This is a genomic window from Coprococcus sp. AM11-30B, assembly GCF_027674365.1.
GTDB classification, from domain to species: Bacteria; Bacillota; Clostridia; order Lachnospirales; family Lachnospiraceae; genus Allocoprococcus; species Allocoprococcus comes.
The window spans coordinates 1-4,515 of record NZ_JAQDVB010000037.1; the positions used below are offsets into that span (position 1 = coordinate 1).

7 protein-coding genes are annotated in these 4,515 nt (G+C 34.1%); 4 read left to right on the plus strand and 3 right to left on the minus strand.

The window, feature by feature from the left end; all coding sequences use genetic code 11:
- Nucleotides 1-193 precede the first annotated feature (193 nt).
- Nucleotides 194-529 carry a DUF3784 domain-containing protein gene (locus PGU50_RS17205; protein ID WP_117455468.1) on the minus strand — a complete coding sequence of 112 codons (336 nt, stop codon included), beginning with the start codon at nt 527-529 and terminating at the stop codon, nt 194-196.
- A 128-nt stretch (nt 530-657) separates the two neighbouring features.
- On the minus strand, nt 658-873 hold the full coding sequence (locus tag PGU50_RS17210; protein WP_004845965.1) for a helix-turn-helix domain-containing protein: 216 nt from the start codon (nt 871-873) through the stop codon (nt 658-660).
- Nucleotides 874-984: 111 nt separating this feature from the next.
- On the opposite strand from PGU50_RS17210, the gene PGU50_RS17215 reads away from it, so the two are divergent.
- The gene (locus PGU50_RS17215) at nt 985-1,302 is read left to right on the plus strand and encodes a hypothetical protein (RefSeq protein ID WP_040015282.1); all 318 of its coding nucleotides are present in this window, start codon (nt 985-987) and stop codon (nt 1,300-1,302) included.
- A 158-nt stretch (nt 1,303-1,460) separates the two neighbouring features.
- Here the strand turns inward: PGU50_RS17215 and PGU50_RS17220 are convergent, their stop codons facing one another.
- Complete coding sequence (locus PGU50_RS17220) at nt 1,461-1,877, minus strand: helix-turn-helix domain-containing protein (protein WP_005424130.1); 417 nt, start codon at nt 1,875-1,877, stop codon at nt 1,461-1,463.
- A gap of 159 nt (nt 1,878-2,036) precedes the next feature.
- Here PGU50_RS17220 and PGU50_RS17225 point away from each other — a divergent pair, with 159 nt between their 5' ends.
- The 3 genes from PGU50_RS17225 to PGU50_RS17235 form a co-directional block, all read left to right on the plus strand.
- Nucleotides 2,037-2,357 (plus strand): hypothetical protein, encoded by a 321-nt coding sequence (locus tag PGU50_RS17225; protein ID WP_055195245.1) that lies wholly within the window; start codon nt 2,037-2,039, stop codon nt 2,355-2,357.
- Between the two features lie 142 nt (nt 2,358-2,499).
- Complete coding sequence (locus PGU50_RS17230) at nt 2,500-3,333, plus strand: rolling circle replication-associated protein (protein WP_173822866.1); 834 nt, start codon at nt 2,500-2,502, stop codon at nt 3,331-3,333.
- Nucleotides 3,326-4,515 (plus strand): tyrosine-type recombinase/integrase (locus PGU50_RS17235; protein ID WP_270247575.1); only part of this gene is annotated, 1,190 nt, incomplete at its 3' end. The genes PGU50_RS17230 and PGU50_RS17235, both read left to right, overlap by 8 nt.

Sequence of the window (4,515 nt, forward strand, 5' to 3'; positions counted from 1 at the left end):
CCATCTAATATAGGCAAAACCACATGATAATCTGTTTGAAGTCTTTCAGCAACCTCTTTGTAATTCCACCATGATAAACCGCCTCCGTGTAAGAGGATAATTACATCGCTGTTTTCTTTTCCATATTCTACATAATTCAACCTCTTTCACCTCACTGTAAACTTCCGATTTTCTCAATTCTCCAAACTTGAATTTACTTTAATAAATATTTTTCAAACGCTTTATGATTATCAAAGTGGACTTCTCTAAAAAACAGAACTAACCAAATAATATAGGTTGGTATAGCTATATATGGGGTTAAAAAGCAGGATAATAATGCTCCTGCCAACATTATAATAGCCCACATAAAGCACTGATTTCTTATATCACGAGAGATATGAGCTTTATCATACAATGCCTGTTCTTCTTTAGAAAATGAATTAAATCCTGAAACAAATTTTGCTGCTTTTGCCTTAAAAATCGCAAATAAAACACCTATAATCAGAAATGGTATTACCAAAATTATACACGACCAAAATCCTATATTCATAATACATACCTCCGCTTCAAACTTTGATTTCTCTGTTTCATGTTATTCACAGTATAATTCCATTTTATAAAATATTCAATTAAAAAGGTATGCGAATATTTTTTATTTCCGCATACCCATTTATCACTTTATTCTTTTACATATCGAATTAACTCACCAATTTCACATTCAAAATAGTTGCATAGTTTACAGATTAAATTTGCATCCAGTCTTTGAAATTCATTTCTGCAATATCTATTGAAATTTGACCTTGGGATATCGAGTTCCTTACAAATCATATTCTTACTGATACCTTTTTCTTGTAACAGTTCTTCTATTCTTAATTCTAAATGTCCATAATTCATGTTCCGCACCTCTACATAAAGTATATTTATTAAATCTTTATGTAGTAATTCACTATATAGTGAGGTACTATATAGTCAGTCCCTTGTTAATAACACAAAAGAGGTATGTACATGAAAAAGAAAATCATAGCAACAATCACAATGCTCTGTTTACTGACCGTTCTCTATAATTATCTCAGACTGCCGGACTATCATATTACTAACAGCATATCCTTTAGCAGTGCAGATACCAGAGATACTGAATTGACTGTAATTGTTTACAAATGTTGGGAAATTGATGGATTAATCAAAGACATTGAAAATGAACATAACAAAATCAATGGTACGCCTACCACCTTGGAAATCAAGCTCTATTATCCAACTTATTACTTGCACAATAATAGCAAACCATTCCGAACTACAACCATTGAATATAATAAAAAAGAATAGCACTCTATTACTGCTTTTGAAGTAGTATCGGCTATTCCCTCTCCTTATATTCTTTTGTTCGTATTTTCGCAAACTAACGTTCCGCAAGGATGCCCAGTGCGACGGTTCCTAACAGGGCGGCGGGTCGACTGGGCAAGTGGACGGCTGAAAAGCATTTTCTACTCAACGACATATTTAACGTTTGATTCTCTCCGTCCCTCATATTTCTCCTGTGCCAACAGTTTATCAAGAAATTCTGACACTTCTTCCATGTCTTCACTGTCTATCAAATCCAGTTTTATCAATACATCAAGGTCTGTCTGATTCTTCGGTTGTATTGAGATCGGCTGAGATGTATCCACAACCACTTTCAACTGTTTTGTCTTATTTGCTGTTTCAATATCCGTAGTTAATCCCATAACGTGGCTTTTACTCACGCCGAATATCTGTGATAATTTTTCCCATATAGATTCATCTCTCGGCGTTCCGTTTCCATTTTCATAGTTCGTAAGCATACTTTGTGAAATGCCTAATTCTTTTGCAAGTTCCGCAACGGTTATATTCTTTTCTTTCCGCAATTCTTTTATTTTATTCATAGCGAACCTCCTTTATAAGCACATTATATTTCATCAAATTTTCTCTGTCAATCTTTTTATCGGATATTCAGATATTTTCTATTGACATTCTGCAACGCTTGTTTTATCATAAGATTATCTTAATATCTGATAATCAGATATCTGTAAGGAGGTGAAACGATGATTAGAGGAAATGACTTTATTTTAAATCCAGACAAACTGCAAGAGGAATTTCAGTTAGTAGAAGTTTCCGACTGGATAGACTTTTCTACAAAAGAAAAATTAGGATTCTACTATACAGTTCTTCTTCCAAAATTAAAGTTTGAGAAAGTCAAAGTAGGCATTAAAGCCAACACAGCGATTGTTACCAACGAGGAACTTGAACAAAAAGGGCAGATTCCAGTCTCATTTGATGGCTTACATACTTGGGCTAGTCTCTATAATGGACGTCTTTCTGTCAAAGCAGAAGCTTCCAATATCAGAAAAGTGGAAATGAAATAATTTCCCTACTATGTCAGCCAGTCAGTGCCGGACAACGTCATAGGTGCTGAACTGGCTGACCTCTATACTTGATATATAAAACAACATCTTCCGAAAACAATCGGAACATTCATTACAAAAATTGGGATATGAGGTGATATTCGTGAGCAAAACAAAAGAGTGTTTTGCATACAATACGAAAATCATTGAAACTCCTACTACAAAAGAAGTATATATTTACGAAAACCCTATTTTTATTCACTCGAAAGAAAAGGCAGATTTAACAGACATAAGTAACCGAAAAAAATTTGATGAAATGTCAGCTCATAAGCAATATGACAGTTTAAAACGCAAGCAGAAGCATTACGAACAGGCTCGTTGGGATATTGCCCGTATTGTTGACTGCAACTTTGATAACAGAACAAAATTTGTAACACTGACATTTAAAGAAAACATTCAGGAAATCCTGATAACCAACAGAGAATTTAAGTATTTTATCCAGCGATTAAATTATTATTTGTATCATACCAAAACCCAGTTATTAAAATACCTTGCAACGTGGGAGAAACAGAAGCGTGGAGCAATCCATTATCATGTTATTTTCTTTGATTTTCCGTATATAGCAAAAGAAAAATTACAGAATTTATGGTCACATGGATTTATTAAAATCAATCGCATTGATGTAGACAGCAAAGAAAACAGAGGTCGTTATCTTAGCAAGTATTTTGGAAAAGACCTTGATTTGAAAGAACATAAGAAAAAAGCCTTTTTTAAATCTCAAAATCTGAAAGTTCCACACGAAACAAAAGTCATGCTGACCGAAGACATTTTACATGACTTACAAAAAGAAAATATCGTCTTTCAGAAAGAATACACAAGGCAAATTTACGATACCAACGCTTTCTTATCTACTGGTTCATGCTTAAAGGACAGCAGTGTTATCTACATCAAAATTAAAAAAGAAAATCCTTGCGTAAAGGGGGAATCTTATGGATAATCCCGTTACGTTTTCAGATATAACATTATTGAATACGTTAGCCACCTGTGCTAACATGAGCACAGATGAAGTCTTCAAAGATTTTAAAATTATGGCAAATAAAAAAATCTTGAAGAATCACAAATATGAAATTTATTACTCGGAATCAGAAAAAAGCTGGCGTACTTATTTACCCGATGAAACCAAACCTAACAAACGCCGTCCTGTTAAGAGGAAGAGTAAAGAGAACCTTGAAAAAGAAATCATCAGATTTTATCTCGAAAAGCAGAAAGCTGAAAACCGTCAGAATGTCACACTGGAAGAATTATATGTTGAATGGCTTTTGTATAAAAGAGATTATACTTCCGTAAAAGCAAAAACAATTCAAGAGTATGTATCTGAATGGAATAGATTTTTCAAAGATACAGAACTTGTTAAAATGAAGATAGGCGAAATCAAACCAATCACGCTTATCCGCTTTTTCAGAGAAGCTACAAAAGACCGACAGTTCACGCACAAGCGAGTCAGTAATGCCCGTTCTGTTTTGAATGGAGTAATGAGTTATGCGATCGAAGAAGAAATTATATCACATAATCCTGTCTCTGATGTGAATTTCAAACAGTTTACCTATAAGCCAGTAGAAGTACAAAGTGACAATGTATTTTCTCGTGATGATACGCATAAGTTATTAAATTATCTTCGGTGTATCATAGAGCCATATTCTCTTGCAATACAGTTATCTTTCTATCTGTTTATCCGTGTTGGAGAAACAAAAGCTATCCGTTGGGAAGATATTGACTACAATAACAGGCTTGTATATCTTCACAGACAGGCGACCTGTGAACGTACATTGAATGATGATTTAACATTCTCAAGCCGAAAAGTAAAAGTAGTAAATCAAATGAAAGGAAATACTTCTCATGGATTCCGTAAACAGTTCCTTACAGACGAAGCACTTAAAATTCTTCACAAAGCAAAGGAATTAAATCCAAATGGAATATATGTCTTTGAACCCAACGGCGAGATTATGACAACAGACAGCTTTAATCGCCGTTTGAAGAAATATTGCAAAGAAGCCGGTGTTCCTTATCATTCCAGTCATAAAATCCGCTTTTACAATGCTTCAACAGCTTTTGACGGAAATAATCTTACAACCCTTAGTTATTTAATGGGGCATAGTGAGACAGCTACAACATTGCATTA